Source organism: Ruegeria sp. YTSC004 (genome assembly GCF_059609805.1).
Genome location: NZ_JBXWMJ010000011.1, coordinates 112,091 through 127,773, shown reverse-complemented (window position 1 = coordinate 127,773; position 15,683 = coordinate 112,091). Strand labels below are relative to the sequence as shown.

Here is a 15,683-nt window from a genome sequence, read left to right as displayed (position 1 = left end):
CTTCAACCTCAGTATCCGAGACTCCGTCTTCAATTTAAAACGACGCGGTCAGCGAACACCCCTGCGCGGGCCCTTTTGGGGTTTCGCCCAAACAACACAGGCTTGAGAAACGACCCGGTGAATACGGAAACAAACTTGCAATCACCCCTACAAGCGTAGTCACCTGAGATAGAATGGGGGGAGAATGTCGATGAAGCCATGGGCCGTCGTGGTTTGTCTGTGCAGTACGCTGGCTCTTGCTGCATGCGCCCCCAAAACGCGCAGCTATGAAAAGTCTGTTTCGTCGTCCTTTGCGACCCCCGCAAACAGCGCCCTGGTGCGCGCAGCCAACCGGCTTGGCGATCCCAAGGATGGGCGGTCCGGGGTAAAACTGATCAGTGATGGGGAACAAGCGCTGGTTTCAAGGCTTTTGCTGGCCGCTGCGGCCGAGCATACCATCGACGCGCAGTACTACCTTTTGCACAATGACCCCACGGGCCACCTGTTTGCAGCCAGCCTTTTGCAGGCGGCAGACAGGGGCGTTCGTGTCCGGCTGCTTTTAGATGACATGGACACGTCCAGCTACGACGCTATGACCGCAGCGCTGGACTATCACGAGAATATCGAGATCCGGCTTTTCAATCCCTTTTGGCGGGATCAAAGCCTGCTGATTGCGGGCCTGACAGACTTCAAACGCATCAATCGCCGGATGCACAATAAATCCATGACCGCAGACAACACCTTCACGATCGTCGGGGGGCGCAACATCGGGGCCGAGTATTTCCTGGCCCGGGAAGAAATGAACTATGCCGATCTGGACGTGCTGGCGGCAGGCCCCGTCGTGACTGAAGTTTCCCAGAGCTTTGACGCCTATTGGAACAGTGAATTTGCCGTTCCCGCACGCGTGGTTGTTGGACAACCGGAATCGTTTGACCTGAACGATGCGCGCACAAGGCTGAATGAGTTGGTGGAGGAAGCAAAACAGACCCAGTACGGCGCTGCGCTCAGGAAATCCGCGCAAGAGAATTTTGCCGACGGCGCGCTGCGGCTGAATTGGGTCCCCGCGCGTTTGTATGCTGACCCGCCTTCAAAAGCTGCGGGCGTTGAAACGTCCGACCCCATTCTTGCATCGCAATTGCTGCCGTATTTTGAAATTGCCAGCAGCGAGGTAAATATCATCTCGGCCTATTTCGTGCCGCGCAACAATGGCGTCCGATGGATGACCGAGTTGGAAAATCGCGGTGTGGACGTCAAGGTCGTGACCAATTCCTTAGGGTCGAACGACGTCGTGCCGGTCTATGCGCATTACGCCAAGAAACGCAGAGCGTTGCTGCGCGGTGGGGTTGAGCTTTATGAATTGCGGCCAGACGCCTATCAGGTTCAGCGTCGCGGTATCAACTGGGCACAATCCCGATCCGGCCTGCATTCCAAGGCTTTTGCCATCGACGACCGGTACCTCTTTGTTGGCTCATTCAATTGGGACCCGCGGTCTGTGAACATCAATACCGAAATGGGCATTCTGATCGACTCTCCCGCGATGGCCGTTCAAACGATGGGTGCATTGGACGCGGCCCTGCCCGCCTACACCTACCAGGTGACGTTGGAACGCGCAGGCCAGCTTAAATGGAGAACACGAGGAGCGGACGGGGAAATACTGGAATACGATTCCGAGCCCACGGGGTCGGTCTGGGATCACATCGTCTCTGGTTTTCTGAGTATTTTACCGATCGGGTCACAGCTTTAGGCCCGCAAGTAACGACTAACGCGACCGATCATTCTTAGGTTTACCGCTGCGAAAAGCTGAAAGGACGTTCACCGTGAAGTATTGCAAGCTTTATGCCGATGCTGCTGGCGAAAGCCATTGGGATGACATTGACGTCAACCTCGAGGAACGGAGTTTCGCCCCGCCCGCGCAGGCCATCGAGGTATCCGAGCCAGAGCGCGTCAAACAGACAATGTTCCTGCGGCTTCGATCCGGTTGGAACGAGCCTATCCATCCGACCCCGGTGGCGCAAAGGCTGATATGCCTTGCAGGCACAATCCGCGTCACTGCAAGCGATGGAAACTATCGTGAAATCGGCCCCGGCGACGTGTGGCACATGGAAGACAAGGTGGGAAAGGGTCACCACACCAGGGTCACAAGCGATCAGGATTTTGAAGCCGTCATAATTCAGCTCGAGTAACTTCGGCGATCCGAGGCCGTATACGAAACCCCAGGCGGAGTATTCACCGTCGGACGGCACCGTTTCGACCTGGCGGTTTCCGGGTATGGCTGCTTGGATGAACCCATAGAGTGCGCCGCTTTTGCCGTCAGAACAGCTTGTAAGGAATCCAAAGCGCTAAATCCTGCCAGAACCACAACAACACGGCCGTTGCCAGCATTATGAATGCAAATGGGATGGCCCCTTGAATAACCTCTTCAAGGCGCGCCTTTCCGACAGCTTGAAGGACAAACAGGTTCAATCCGACCGGCGGAGTGATTAGCGCTGTCTCGATCAGGACGACGAAAAAGATGCCGAACCAGATCGGATCAATTCCCATGACTTCAAGCGCAGGGAAGAGCACCGGAACCATAATTAGCATCATGGACAACGCTTCGAGGAAAAAGCCGATAATCAACAATACGAGCCCGACCGCGAAGATAAATATCGTCGGGTTTGAGATGTTTTCAGTGAGAAAGCTGCTGATCGATTGCGGAATCAGATACAGAGTAATGGCATAGGAAAAAACCTTAGCCCCAGCGACGATGATAAAAATCATCACAGTGGTTATCAGTGAATCGTGCACGGCTTCTCGCAGTTTTGCGAAGGTCATTCTTCGCATCGCGAATGTCATGATCATCGCGATCACGAACCCGATGCCCGCGCTTTCTGATGGCGTGGCTATTCCTGCATAGATCGATCCAATGATTGCTATGGCCAAGACGGCAGTCGGAAGCGCACTTAATGTCACCAGCAGCCGTTGTTTCATTGGCATGCGCTCGACTTTTAAGCTCTCTTTGCCGCGCGCATAAAGCATGGCGTAGATGATAAAGAGCGTTGCAAGGAACAAGCCAGGTCCAATTCCGGCAAGGAAAAGCGTTGGGATCGAAGTCTCGGTAATGACGCCATAGATGATCAGCGGGATCGATGGGGGGATCAGAATGCCCAGGGTTCCTCCGGCGGCGAGTTGTCCCAAGATGAACGGGCGATCATAGCCGCGCTTTTCCATCTCGGGGATGGCGACGGTGCCAATTGTGGCCGCCGTCGCCACCGAGGATCCCGAAATCGCCGAAAAAAGCGTGCAGCTTTTGATCGTAGCGACACCCAATCCCCCGGGCCAATGCCCGACCCAAGCCTGAACGCTGGCAAAGAGATCCCGTCCGACGCCGCCTTTCAACAGCACGTTTGACATGAGCAGGAACAAAGGCACGGCCAAAAGTTCAAAACTGTCCATCGTCCCGAACAGGCGCTGCGGCACGGCAATCAGAGGGAGCCCTTTCAGCCATAACAGCACAACGCCAAGTGCGCCCATGGCAAAGGCGACGGGCACGCGCAAAAGCAGTAAACCCAGCAGGGCCCCGATGATCAGAATGGTTTCCAAGGGTCAGTGACCCCCAAGTTCATGGCTTTGCAGGTTCGCCTGACCCGTCCACACTCGGTAGATTTCCACCAAAGCCTGAAGCGACAGCAAACCAAACCCAACCCAGATCGCGGATTGAGTATAGGCCTTGGGTACAGCAAGGTAGCTATCCGTCGTGTGCCCGGCGAGCGTTGATTTCAGCCAGATGTCCCAGCCATACCGTGCGGCGACGCATCCGAAGAACACGATAACAAGCAACGAAAACGTCTCGACAATCCGCCGCCCCAGTGTGTTCGCATCCCGGAACGCCAAATCAATGACGATGTGCTGGCGGTGCTTTAGAACATATGCCGTCGCGCCAAAGGTAGCCCAAACCTGAAAGATCCTTGCGACCTCATCCACCCAGACCGTCGGGCTGGTCAGCGCGTAACGCATGAAGACCTCGTAAGCCACAAATATGCCTATGGCGAAGAACATCCATCCGGCGACAATACCAAAGAGTTCAGACAGCCAATCGACGGTTCTGGTCAGGGCTTGCAGCATTCGGTGCACCTCGCCAAGAGAAGAAGCAACCGAACCAAAGGTGTCCGCTTGCTTTGACAATATGAAGAAGGGATTACATTCCGGACACGGCTGAAATCACTTCGGCGGCTGTATCGCCTGCGTCATCGACGAAACGCTGAGAAACGCTCGAGGTCGCCTCAATCCATTGCTGACGCTCTTCATCGGTCAGGTCGACCACGGTCATCAGGCCGCGCATTTCGTCGATCGTTGCATCTTCTTCTGCGTAGATCGCGTCACGCAATTGCTGTTCGACCTCAGCGGCGGCGTCCAGAATGATCTGCTGATGCTCAGGCGAAAGGCTTTCGAAAAAGTCGTTGTTCATGACGGCGACAAATTCGATGGCGCTGTCATATGACAATGTCATGTGATCCATCACTTCGTGCAGTTTTCGCGACTTCACGGCAGAAGCACCTGTCATGCCCACATCGACAGCACCCTGCTGATAGGCCAGAAACTGTTTGGACCCCGACATCAGCGTGGGTGCGCCACCAAGCGCCTCGACGGTCCAACCGATCACCTTGCCGTAGGTCCGGACTTTTTGGTCCTTGAGGTCGGCGGGTGTTCGGATGGCAGACCCGTTCGACAAATAGACGTTACGCCCAAACGCCTGCCACCACAGAACCTTGGCCCCCGTTTCCTCAAGTACAGCGGCATCCAGTATGTTGCGCATTGGTGATCCAGTGGCAACGGCCGCCCGTAGATGGTCTTCGTCACGGAAAAAGAAGGGCAGGTTCACAACGTCTACTGCCGGGACCGCCCCGGTAAACCGGCCAAGAAACGCCGAACCGGCCTCGACAGCGCCCGTGCCCACTGCTTCTGGAACTTCCTTATCTTTGTAAAGCTGCGCTGACGGGAACAGTTGAACCGTTAGCTCACCGCCGGACTTCTCTTCAACGATATCCTTGAACGCGATCCAGTTCTGCCCCAACGAATGCGTCTCAGGCAACTGTAACGTGACTCGGATGATGGTTTCGGCCTGCACCATGATGGGAGCCGACACGATGAGTGTTGCAGCCAACGCCGCCTTAAACATGTTACGCATGATTCCTCCGACGTGTTTTTGGATTTTCCGCATTCTTAACTTGTTTGGCAGCGTCGCAATGCGGTGGCATTGATGTCAATTCCATATGCAATCACTTTCGAGAATACGAAGACATTTACCCTGACTGATACCCCTGCAGATATTGGGACATGAACTCGGACAATTCAGCCTGTACCGCTTCCGGGTCCAACGCGACGAACCGACCTTCCAGCGATAGCTTTACTATGCCGTGCACAGCAGAAAACACAGTTCGTGCACGCGAAGCCAAGGTGTCGTCGTCCAACTGAGGGTTCAATTGCGATAACGGAGCGATGATCTCGGCGATGAGCACCGCGTGTTCCTCAAGGTGCCATTGCGGGACCGGTACGCCCGGCTGCATCCGGTGATCGAATAAAGCGGCCCATAGGTTTGGGTTCTCGTTACCGAAATCCAGGTAAGCCAACGCAAGTGCAAGCAGCTTTGCCTTGGGCGTCTCTTGTGATGCGGGGGCGTTTTGTAGTGAGACGTGCAAACGCGCCAGTGTGCGCGAGTTCAGACGAATATCCATGTAACGCTGCGAAGCCGCGTTAATTATGGCACTTATCAAATTCCGTTCCCGTTAATGTCTGCTCAACTCCGGATCCGAACTATGTTTCGGTAAAGCCCATTTCTGAGATCAACCTTGCCTGCAGTCGCATCGCTTCGTCATCAACCTGGTTTTTTCTTTTTGGCGCAAGTCCTGAATTCCGCCAGCGTCCAACCAGCTTCTCTTTCTGCCACCAACAGTTCGTCGACATATCCGCTGCTTGTACCGCAGGATAGCAAAGGAGGTCGGCAGGGATGTTTTTGCCTAAGTCGCACGCCCGAATGTCATCCTTTTTTGTCGGCTCGCGTTCAAACCTCGCCACCCTGACAAAGTACAAGTAGAGCATAGGGCGCTCCTTGAACCGGTCGAAACTGTCCCGGCTGTATCCCATCACTTCACAGGTCTGCAAAACACTGCCGAGCTGCCCAACCAGTTCCAGCATCCCGAGTTTCGGATCGATGGTCTTTTCAGGAGTGCTTGTTATTGATCGCCAAGCCTTGCTTGCGCACCAGAAGGACAAAAAAGTCAGATCTAGCGATATGCCCGCACCCAAGACTACTTTCGGTAGGCTGTTTAGAAACGCGTGAAATCTTGCGCTGTTGGCGGGTCACCAGCTGGTGCTTCTAGCTGACCGATCTGATCAAGCGATCGTACTGACACATCCACCTATTGTTCTTTTGTTAGCCTGGCCCAATCATTCAAGATCACTTGATACAGCTCTTCGACGCCCATACCGGTTGCTTGCCATGTCATTTCTTGTTGATGGCCGCCGTACCTGTACCTGTCGTTCACCGGCGCGGGTTTTAATGTTGAGCGACTGCATGAATGCTGTGGGGAGAAATCCCTTTAAATCAGCTGTTTGATCGTGTTTGGACATTTGGCCGTCGCGTCAGCACGTGATTTGCATTCATGAATCAACAATGGTCTTGATTTTTGCTCCATCTTGTCTGATATTTCTGTTATGACAGAAATTTATGACATAACGAAATCAGACGCTGCAAGCCAGTTCATTCTTTATTGGGGTGATATGGGCAATCAATGGGGCGTCAATCGCTCTGTGGCGCAGATTCACGCGCTACTTTATCTTAGCTCCAAACCCCTTAATGCCGAGCAGATCGCCGAGTCGTTGGGTATTGCGCGATCCAACGTGTCCAACTCGCTCAAAGAATTGGTGAGTTGGCGCCTCATTCGCCGCATTCCGGTGCCAGGTGACCGGCGCGAGCATTATGAGGCCGAAGTGGATGTCTGGGAAATGGGGATCCGCATCGCCCAAGGGCGCAAGGAACGCGAGATTGATCCGGCAGCACAAGCCCTGCGCGCCTGCGTGGCTCAGGCTGAAACCGAAAGCAATCTTGACCCAACCGCGTTGCGGCGCATGCAGGACATGCAAGAGTTTCTGGCAACCGCCGATACGTGGTTCAGGGACATGCTTACGGTGCCCCGTCCGAAACTGGTGATGTTGATGAAAATGGGAACCAAAGTCGTTTCCCTGCTCAGCTTCACCGGAGGCAAAAAAAGCACCTAAAAATTTGACCTTTAATTTCTCTTTTGACGGAAAAAACAGAATGATCGAAATTAACAAAAGGATAGCGCCACCAGGTGCGAAGCCGGCTCAACCGCAATCCGATGCGATCAGCAGTCTGGATGATCGCTTCAAGAACTTGCTGGGGGCTTCGGCATGGTCGCGCCTGCCCAAGGCAATTCAACGCCGGTTCAGCAAGCGTCTGCGGGGGGATGCCAGCCTTGCCTATCAGGGCCGCGTGACCCAAATGCGGATGAACCCCGTCGGGCGGGCCCTGGCCTTTGCTCTGCGCGTGATCGGGGCACCGCTGCCGTTTGATCGCACCTCTGTCGGTCGATCCGCTGTGGTCACCGTCACCGAAGATGCGGCAACGGGCGGGCAGTTTTGGATCCGGCAATATGGTCGGGCGGCCGGTTTTCCACAAATGGTCGGCAGCTCAAAACGCTTTGCCGGGCCAACCGGATTGGAAGAATATATCGGCTTTGGGATTGGCATCTCGCTAAAGCTCGAAAGCACAGCGAATGGTCTCTATTTCGTTAGCGACCGTTACTTCCTGAAACTAGGGCAAAAACGACTGCCTCTGCCACGGTGGGTCTGTCCTGGAGGGCTTGTGGTGGGCCATGAAGAACTTGGGGGTGGGCAGTTCCGGTTCACTCTGGAACTGGTGCATCCGCTTTTTGGTCAGCTGATCTGGCAGGACGCAACCTTTCATGATGCTGAGATTATCGGGAGTGTCCCGTCATGAAGGTCGTGGTTATCGGCGGATACGGTGTTTTCGGATCCCTGACGGCCCGATTGCTGGCACGTGATGGGCATCAGCTTTGGCTGGCCGGGCGACACCCTGAAAAAGGTCGCTCTCTGGCTCAGGACCTCGGGGCGCAAACCCAGAAGTTGGACATTGGCAAAGCACCAGAGGCTGTTTTCGACGTTAAGCCAGACGTTGTGATTGATGCGGCAGGACCGTTCCAACACTATGGTGATGATCCGTATAAAGTCCCGAAACTCTGTATCGCTCATGGCTGCCACTATCTTGATCTGTCGGACAGCGCCACGTTCACGAAGGGTATTGGTGCTTTGAACACCGAAGCAACGGCCGCAGGTGTTTTTGCCCTTTCCGGTGCATCCAGCGTACCCGGTCTGTCTTCCTGTATCGTCGAAGATTTGATCGAAGATCTGGATGAAGTTGATGTTATCGACATCGCTATCCTGCCAGGTAACCGGGCACCGCGAGGCATGTCCGTTATCAAGAGTATTGTCAGCGGTGTCGGACGGCGGCATCAGGTGTGGCGCAATGGTGCCTGGCAAACAACTAGCGGATGGACAGATCGCAAGTTGTATGAGTTGGAATCGGGTATGAGGCGCGCCGGATACAGCGTCGACGTTCCCGACATCGCATTGCTCCCGGAAATGACAGGCGCGAAAAGCGTCATGTTTCGTGCGGGTCTGGAACTTCCGTTGATGAACTGGGCATTACATCTGCTGGCTAAACTCAGGCAGTACGGGCACTTTGAATTACCGGCCATTGCCTATTCTGCGCTCTACGTTCTTTCAAAAGCGCTTTATCCCTTCGGAAGTGACCGAGGCGGTATGCAGGTAAGTGTTTCCGGCAAGCGCGCCGGGCAGAGCCTGACCCGAAATTGGAAGCTGATCGCGGAAAAGGGGCACGGTCCTTTTGTTCCCGGTGTCATGTGCCGCGCGATCCTGCGAGAACATGACAACGTGATTGCAGGTGCGCGACCCTGCCTGGCAGAGCTGACAAGGCCCCTGGTTGAAGGCGCTATGGCAGATCTGGAAATTCGTACTGAGATCGTCGAACTGATGGATCATGGCACAACTGACCCAAGAGGCGACGTGCAAAAGGGCAAGCGCTCAGGAAATTTGAACAGGCGGCGCCTAAATCCTGCAACACCTTGAGAGCACTGGAACTCGACTCGAAAGCAGTGCGGAAAAAGGGCTTTTTATTATACGCGATAGAGTTCATTTAATTCAAATGCGACGCTTTGACTGATAGGCTGGTGCGCACCTTATATTTCAGTCGTGATAACAGTCGCGGCAAGGACATCTGCTAAGATGTACGTCATCAAAATCTGCAAATCTTGGGCAAGGGAAATGCGCATTCGCCGGTCACTTCTAGCGGCATGAAACGTTTGACCGCAGATTTCCGAACCCGACATCGCTTATCAGGACAGATTCAACAAAATACGCAGCACTGTAGATCTGGCACGGCATCAAAAAGGAGCTGTTATTCCGCTGCCTGGACCAAGGGGCATTGGTTCGTTTGGAAGCAATTGGTAAGTTTCGGAACTGAACAGGGCTCAAGCTGTATCGATGTGCATAGCGCTACCTTTGCAAAATCTCAAAATGGTGTCCCCAGCTTATCTGGTGAATGGCCGGCCTAAAACTGAGACAACCAAGGCATCCTCAAACTCGAAAGGAAAACAGGATGCCGAAAACTAAAGCCATGACCGCCAAAGCAGCCGCGCGCATTCAATCCGCAACCTCAACCAAGACTGGCGGCCAATTGGCAAAAGGCAGTTTCACCGCACGCGCGCAAAGCGCCGCCGCAAAAAACGCCAACCGGACCAATTCCAAGAAGTGAGCTTGTCGGGATGCGACATGCACTATTCCAGAGACAAAGACTTGAACAAGATCATTTCCCAGAATGTAAAAGCGCGCGCGCATTCCGTACACGGTAAGAATCACGGAAAGCTGTTATTCCCGAATGGCGGGCTGATCGTGATCGCCAAAACGGACAGGCTGAAGTATCTCGACGCATGCCCGCCAAACTTTGCAAATTCCGATTTCTGCGCATCGCAGACGTTCACGAGAACCCCAGCAAAATGGCCGCATGGAACCCAATGTTCCTCAGTGAGTGCCCCTAGCGAGTCGAGCGCCGCAAGAGTCCATAACCGTAACGACTACGTCATAAACTGATTAAGTTTATCGGTACGGCAGGTAATCGCGCAGCGAAAAACTATAGGCAAACTAAGCAAACCTATGGGGTGTGCGAAGTGTCATACGCAATCCTACAAGATTGTAGGCGCGCTCATAACGATGCGCTCCTGCTATTGATTTCGTGCATTAAATTCAAATGTGCTTGCCCAAAACTCTGCGCGGTATTCGCGAATAATTTAGCACGATTTGCCCAAAAGTAGGCACACTCCCCCTTTCGGTGTCTGATTACATCCTTCTGAAAGTCTCATTGAGTTCTGCTACTTGTCCAGCATCCAATAGGCGGGTTGGCAGGCCGCGCAAAGCCACTAGCAGCTTAGCCGTTTCTTCCAGCTCTTCAGCTGCACAGACAGCTGAGAAGAGATCCTTTCCTGATACGACGGGACCGTGATTGGCTAATAGAACAGCACTATATTTGCCGCCCAGTTCGCGGATCAATTCACCGGATTTCGGGTCACCCGGCTTGACGTATGGAACCAGTTTGACCGTACCAACACGCATGACCATATACGGCGTCAGCGGTGGAATACAGTCATCTGGATCAGTGTCTTCCAGGCACGACAGTGCGGTCGCCCAGGTCGAGTGCAGATGAACTACGGCAGCCGCTTCCGATCTCGTTTCATAGAAGGCGTGATGCAGAAAGACTTCCTTGGTCGGCTTGTCTCCGGAGACGTGGTTGCCATCCAAATCAATTTTGGCAATGCGCTCGGGGTCGATATTCCCCAATGTCGAATTGGTGGGTGTCATAAGGATGCCTTCGTTCAGACGGGCAGAGACATTGCCCGCAGTACCGACAGAAAATCCACGCGCAAACAGAGATGCACACAACTCCGACATCTGCTGCCGCATAGCCCATTCATCCGAACTCATCGGCCTGCCTCCATCATTCTCAGCGCTTTCGCGAAAAAGTCTGGAGCGCCAAAGTTCCCAGACTTTAGTGCCATCGCAATGGGTTCAGTTTTTCCAACGCTCAGGACTGGCACGCCAGGGTCAATTTCTGGCCCAATTGACATGGCCGGTGACCCCAGTGCCTCAGAGACAGCCTTGGCGACAGCTCCCGACGTCTCTCCTCCTGCCACCACAAGGCGCTTGTACCCCGTTTCGGCAAGTTTTCGTGCTGTATCTGCAAAGAGACTATCCAGTTTTTTCGCCACAGCTTCCTGACCAAATTTGTTTTGGATCGCGCCCACATCATCCGGGCTTCCCGATGAATACGCGAGTGGCGCCTGACCCGGATGCGTTTCAAAGAAATCCAGAAGCGTTTGCGTGGTCACATCCCCGGCCATGACACCCGGAACATCAATGGCGAAGGTTGGATGGGATTTCGCATGAACATCGATCTGCCCGCGGGTCGCACCTGAACAAGAACCCGCAAGGATCGCGGCAGGCCCTGCGACACCAGTGAACGCACTGCCAGCACTTTTGGATGAAGTCTCTCTCAGGAAATTTCTGGGTAGCCCCAGCGCTATCCCGGATCCCCCTGTAATGAGCTTGGCATCCTTTAGAGCCTTGCCCCAGGCCAACAAATCTTCATCCGAAATCGCATCGCCAATCACAAATCGTTCGTCGGCTTTCTGCAAAGCATCAGCAATCGCCTTTGAACCTAGCTTCACAGTGTCAATTGGCACCAACCCAACCGCTTCTTCAGTCTGATACTGCAACCATCGCCTGATATTGGCATCCGTCATCGGAGTAAGAGGGTGATTTTCCATCCCAGACTCGTGCAACAGCTTACCAAGCACAAAGAGATGACTGTAATAGATAGTACGCCCCGTTGTCGGAAAGGCCGGACAGAAAATCACTTTTTCCGCGCCCAGTTCGTCGGCAAGCGCTTTCGCAACTGGGCCGATATTTCCTTCCGTCGTGGAATCGAAGGTCGAACAATACTTGAAGATGAACTGCTGGCATCCTTGATCCGCGAGCCACCGCAAAGCACTCAGACTGTCTGCAATGGCTTCTTCAACCGGTGCAGTGCGGCTTTTGAGTGAGATCACACCCGCTTCGATCTCTTCGTCGACCGGGATATTAGGAACACCCGGAAACTGCGCGGTTCGTATCCCACCTTCTGGCTCCATGCCCTTCGCCAAGGTGTTCGCAATATCACTCGCACCAGTAAAATCATCCGCTATGACACCAATTTTCATAGTTCGATGTCCCTGGTTGGCCCGAAATCCAGCCTATGGATATGTGGTGCCGCTCCGACGGGAAAAACCTCACGCACAAGTGGATCATGGCCGGGCACGATAAGTCGAGGATGCGAGGCCAACCTCTCGAGCGTCTTAAATCCATCCATCATGTCCTGCAGGTCGACGACAATGGGAAAGGCTTTGCGCGCCATGAAATTCTCATAGTAATGCGAGGCATCAGAGGCGAGCACCATCCACCCGGCTTCCGTCCTTACGCGAACGCATTGCAACCCTCGCGAATGCCCACCAATGCAGTGCACCGTGATCCCATCTATAATCTCGGCTTCTCCATCGTAGAACACGACCTTCCCTGAATAGAGACGCTTTACGACCTCGCAAATATGGCCCGCCGTGAAAGGTGCGCGCAGATCGTCGTGGCACATGCAGGGGCCTGTGGCGAAGGCCATCTCCGCCGATTGCATATGCAACTTCGCGCTCGGGAACATATGCAGCCCCCCCGCGTGGTCATAATGAAGATGGGTCACGATGATGTCTGTCACCGCTTCCGGCGTGATGTCCAAGGGGCGCAGAGCCTCGCGTGGGTCCATCGCAATGGGACGACCACGGGCGGCGGCCTCATCGGAGTCGTAGCCGGTATCGACCAGAATGACTTCGTTGCCGCGCTTCAATACCCAAACGAAATAGTCCATCGCGTGAGACGCGTCGTGATTATCATCGATGATGAAACTATCAGCTCGCGTCCGGGCGTTGCGATCCGCGTATTTCACGGCATGGATTTCCCAATCGTTCATCGGATGACCTCGGAATACTGGTGAACCACCTTGGTGGCGATCATATCAGCCACAGCCGTATCGAAGGACCGAAAATGCGCACTTTCTAGGTGTACAGAGAAGGCCGCGCTGTCATCATAAACCTCATAGAGAAAAACTGTCTCGGGATCGTCGCCGAGGCAAACGTCAAACTGCTGGCATCCGGGCTCTTCACACAAAGAGGTCGAAGCGTTTTCGACCATCAGCGGCAAAAAGGTGTCTCTCGTACCGGGCTTGAGAGTGAAGGTGACAGTAACCACAAACATCAGACGGAAAGTCCTTTCAGACGTGAGAAAGCGCGCTTCGCGACAGGCAGTTGGCTGAGGATCAGACCAATGTTGAGCACCAGCAGAATGGCCGCACCGGGCCGCGAAAAGAAGACCGAAAGATCCCCGTCCGACAAGAACAGCGACCGGCGGAAGGTTTCGTCAAACAGGCTGCCTAGAATAACCCCGATCACCAACGGCGCGATTGGGTATTTCATCAGGTTCATGAAATAGGCAACGGCGCCGACGCCAAGCATCAGGTAAAGATCATTGATACCACCACCAACGCTGAAAGACCCAATTGTTGTCAGAACCATAACGACGGGCAAGAAGATGGTCTGCGGGATGGCGAGTATTTTGATAAAGACCCGAGCAGTGAACAGGCCCATCAAGAACATTGTCAGGGAGGCCAGCACTAAAATTGCAACCACGCGCAGAATGATCTCGGGGTCTATCGTCGGACCTGGGATCACGTTGTTAATCTTGAAAGCCCCCATCAAAGCCGCGGCGGGTGGTGAGCCGGGAATGCCCAAAACCAAAAGCGGGATTAGCGCGCCCCCAATGCAGGCGTTGTTTGCCGTTTCAGAGCACAGCAGACCTTCCAAAGAGCCTTTTCCAAACTTGTCGCCCTCGGCAGATACGGTCTTGCCGACACCGTAACTGACCCAACCGGCGACATCTTCGCCCACGCCGGGAAGCGCTCCTACCCCGGTCCCGATCACTCCTGAACGGCCAATGGTCGGCAAGTAACGTCGGATGGAGCGTAGGTTCGGAAGGATGCGACCTTTCAGGGCCAGAGCTTTCCCGGCCTCAACGTGCCTTAAACCGTCGATGATTTGGGGAATGGCGAAGGCCCCCATCAAAACTGGCACGACCTGAAACCCGCTCATCAAGTAAGACCAGCCGAAGGTATAGCGCGGCTCAGACAACAAAGGGTCGAGTCCCACCATGGACATCGCGAGCCCGATCAAACCAGCGATCCATCCCTTAATCACCAGGTCTTCGCTCATCAAAGTGCCAGAAAGCAGAATGCCGAAAAGGGCCAGCAACGCTTTCTCCGGGCTTGCGATGTTCTTTGAAACCAAAAGCAGCGCCCACACGAAAATCAAAAGCGTGATGGTCCCGATAACTGTGCCAATGAAACTGGCCGTTGTGGTCAGCCCTAGTGCTTCGCCCCCTCGACCCGCTTTGGCCAGAGGGTATCCATCCATGGCTGTCGCCGCGCTGGCCGCCGTGCCCGGAATGTTCAGCAGGATTGACGGATAAGAGCCACCGTAAATCGCGCCGACATAGGCCCCGAGCAAAGCGATAAGCGAATAGTCCAATGGGATCTTGTTGCCGAAGAAACCCGTCAGGATCGTCACTGCCAGCGTTGCGGTCAGGCCGGGCAATGCGCCGAATGTGATGCCCAGGAACACGGATGCGATCAAATACAGATAGGTCAGCGGGTCTACTGCCAGGCCCACGAATGCGGTCCCAAATCCAGCCAGTTGCGAAAGGATAAAGTCCATCCGGTCAATCTTTCCATAGCGGACGAAGCGTCACGTAGTAGTGGTATTCGATTTGCTCGAAGATCAGCCCGCCGCGCGCGGGCACGTTCTGTCGGAAAACAAAGGCCATCGCGCAAACCAGAATGAACGGGGCAAGTACTGCCACCAACGGAACGAATCGCAAAACGCGTTCGGAAACCGCCTTGCTCAACACCACAAGTGTGAGCGAGACCCATAAGGCCAGTGTAAACCAATCATCACTGTGTGCGTTCCAGTCCGCCTGCGCGGGAAATACAGCAAACGCAAATAGCCCGGCAGAGACAACCGCGCTACAGGCCACCAAAGCACGCCGCGCATGACCCCCGTAGTAGCCGTAAGTCAGAGCTGTAATCAGCAACCCAGAACACAGAATGAAGTCCACTCTGGGAACCAGTCCGACGACATATGCAAGAAGGATCAGGCCTATTGTAGAAGCTCGATAGGCTTCCGACTTATCCCATCCGATGCCCAAAGCACTGAGCGCGTTTTGGGCCCCACCTGAGCGGATTGAAATAGCCAGCAAAACGAAGGACAAGCTAAGCAATCCACCGAAGATGAACAGCGGTACAATTGCAGCCGAGTTGTACCAATCCGATCCACTTACACCTGCGCGGTTTTCGCCCCAAAGTGGAATGTCCGATGTCTTCCAAAGAAAAAAGACGGACACTGTTATAAGAACAATTGCTGCCCAAAAGTCGCGCGACCGCATGACCAGTGTTTCGTCAGGTTTGTCCATTGCCTGCCTCC

At 54.3% G+C, this 15,683-nt stretch carries 17 protein-coding genes; 6 read left to right on the top strand and 11 right to left on the bottom strand.

Translation table 11 applies throughout. The annotated features are described in order from the left end of the window. The first annotated feature begins 190 nt into the window (after window positions 1–190). Complete coding sequence (locus tag AC2FFP_RS18535; RefSeq protein WP_496881335.1) at window positions 191–1,723, top strand: phospholipase D family protein; 1,533 nt, start codon at window positions 191–193, stop codon at window positions 1,721–1,723. A 73-nt stretch (window positions 1,724–1,796) separates the two neighbouring features. Further along, the gene (locus AC2FFP_RS18530) at window positions 1,797–2,162 is read left to right on the top strand and encodes a cupin domain-containing protein (RefSeq protein WP_282152752.1); all 366 of its coding nucleotides are present in this window, start codon (window positions 1,797–1,799) and stop codon (window positions 2,160–2,162) included. A 127-nt stretch (window positions 2,163–2,289) separates the two neighbouring features. Here AC2FFP_RS18530 and AC2FFP_RS18525 read toward each other — a convergent pair whose 3' ends face one another. The 5 genes from AC2FFP_RS18525 to AC2FFP_RS18505 all read right to left on the bottom strand — a co-directional run bounded on the left by AC2FFP_RS18525 (window position 2,290) and on the right by AC2FFP_RS18505 (window position 6,153). Further along, window positions 2,290–3,561: a TRAP transporter large permease gene (locus AC2FFP_RS18525; RefSeq protein ID WP_496881334.1), complete on the bottom strand. Its 1,272-nt coding sequence runs from the start codon at window positions 3,559–3,561 to the stop codon at window positions 2,290–2,292. A gap of 3 nt (window positions 3,562–3,564) precedes the next feature. After that, window positions 3,565–4,083, bottom strand: a complete 519-nt coding sequence (locus AC2FFP_RS18520; protein ID WP_496881333.1) for a TRAP transporter small permease — start codon at window positions 4,081–4,083, stop codon at window positions 3,565–3,567. 73 nt (window positions 4,084–4,156) lie between these two features. Next, entirely contained in the window at window positions 4,157–5,146 is a 990-nt protein-coding gene (locus AC2FFP_RS18515; protein ID WP_472722299.1) for a TRAP transporter substrate-binding protein, read from the bottom strand. A 115-nt stretch (window positions 5,147–5,261) separates the two neighbouring features. Then, window positions 5,262–5,693 carry a TetR-like C-terminal domain-containing protein gene (locus AC2FFP_RS18510; protein ID WP_496845045.1) on the bottom strand — a complete coding sequence of 144 codons (432 nt, stop codon included), beginning with the start codon at window positions 5,691–5,693 and terminating at the stop codon, window positions 5,262–5,264. A 79-nt stretch (window positions 5,694–5,772) separates the two neighbouring features. After that, window positions 5,773–6,153 carry a hypothetical protein gene (locus AC2FFP_RS18505; protein WP_496769961.1) on the bottom strand — a complete coding sequence of 127 codons (381 nt, stop codon included), beginning with the start codon at window positions 6,151–6,153 and terminating at the stop codon, window positions 5,773–5,775. A gap of 519 nt (window positions 6,154–6,672) precedes the next feature. On the opposite strand from AC2FFP_RS18505, the gene AC2FFP_RS18500 reads away from it, so the two are divergent. The 4 genes from AC2FFP_RS18500 (at window position 6,673) to AC2FFP_RS18485 (ending at window position 9,832) form a co-directional block, all read left to right on the top strand. After that, window positions 6,673–7,236 (top strand): GbsR/MarR family transcriptional regulator, encoded by a 564-nt coding sequence (locus AC2FFP_RS18500; RefSeq protein ID WP_496769922.1) that lies wholly within the window; start codon window positions 6,673–6,675, stop codon window positions 7,234–7,236. A 40-nt stretch (window positions 7,237–7,276) separates the two neighbouring features. Next, entirely contained in the window at window positions 7,277–7,978 is a 702-nt protein-coding gene (locus tag AC2FFP_RS18495; RefSeq protein ID WP_496769920.1) for a DUF4166 domain-containing protein, read from the top strand. Next, window positions 7,975–9,147, top strand: coding sequence for a saccharopine dehydrogenase family protein (locus tag AC2FFP_RS18490; RefSeq protein WP_496769918.1), 1,173 nt, complete (start codon window positions 7,975–7,977; stop codon window positions 9,145–9,147). The genes AC2FFP_RS18495 and AC2FFP_RS18490 overlap by 4 nt, the downstream gene beginning before the upstream one ends. Window positions 9,148–9,676: 529 nt before the next feature. After that, entirely contained in the window at window positions 9,677–9,832 is a 156-nt protein-coding gene (locus AC2FFP_RS18485; RefSeq protein WP_496769916.1) for a hypothetical protein, read from the top strand. A gap of 581 nt (window positions 9,833–10,413) precedes the next feature. Here the strand turns inward: AC2FFP_RS18485 and otnC are convergent. The 6 genes from otnC to AC2FFP_RS18455 are packed head-to-tail and all read right to left on the bottom strand — an operon-like array spanning window position 10,414 to window position 15,672. After that, window positions 10,414–11,055 (bottom strand): 3-oxo-tetronate 4-phosphate decarboxylase, encoded by a 642-nt coding sequence (gene otnC, locus AC2FFP_RS18480; protein ID WP_496727414.1) that lies wholly within the window; start codon window positions 11,053–11,055, stop codon window positions 10,414–10,416. Then, window positions 11,052–12,329 carry a 3-oxo-tetronate kinase gene (otnK, locus tag AC2FFP_RS18475; RefSeq protein ID WP_496845046.1) on the bottom strand — a complete coding sequence of 426 codons (1,278 nt, stop codon included), beginning with the start codon at window positions 12,327–12,329 and terminating at the stop codon, window positions 11,052–11,054. The genes otnC and otnK overlap by 4 nt, the downstream gene beginning before the upstream one ends. Continuing rightward, complete coding sequence (locus tag AC2FFP_RS18470; protein WP_496780708.1) at window positions 12,326–13,123, bottom strand: N-acyl homoserine lactonase family protein; 798 nt, start codon at window positions 13,121–13,123, stop codon at window positions 12,326–12,328. The genes otnK and AC2FFP_RS18470 overlap by 4 nt, the downstream gene beginning before the upstream one ends. Then, window positions 13,120–13,407 (bottom strand): putative quinol monooxygenase, encoded by a 288-nt coding sequence (locus AC2FFP_RS18465; protein ID WP_496769909.1) that lies wholly within the window; start codon window positions 13,405–13,407, stop codon window positions 13,120–13,122. The genes AC2FFP_RS18470 and AC2FFP_RS18465 overlap by 4 nt, the downstream gene beginning before the upstream one ends. Beyond that, entirely contained in the window at window positions 13,407–14,918 is a 1,512-nt protein-coding gene (locus AC2FFP_RS18460) for a tripartite tricarboxylate transporter permease (RefSeq protein ID WP_282121321.1), read from the bottom strand. Before AC2FFP_RS18460 ends, AC2FFP_RS18465 begins: the two co-directional genes overlap by 1 nt. Window positions 14,919–14,922: 4 nt before the next feature. Further along, on the bottom strand, window positions 14,923–15,672 hold the full coding sequence (locus AC2FFP_RS18455) for a hypothetical protein (protein ID WP_496845047.1): 750 nt from the start codon (window positions 15,670–15,672) through the stop codon (window positions 14,923–14,925). Window positions 15,673–15,683: the final 11 nt, after the last annotated feature.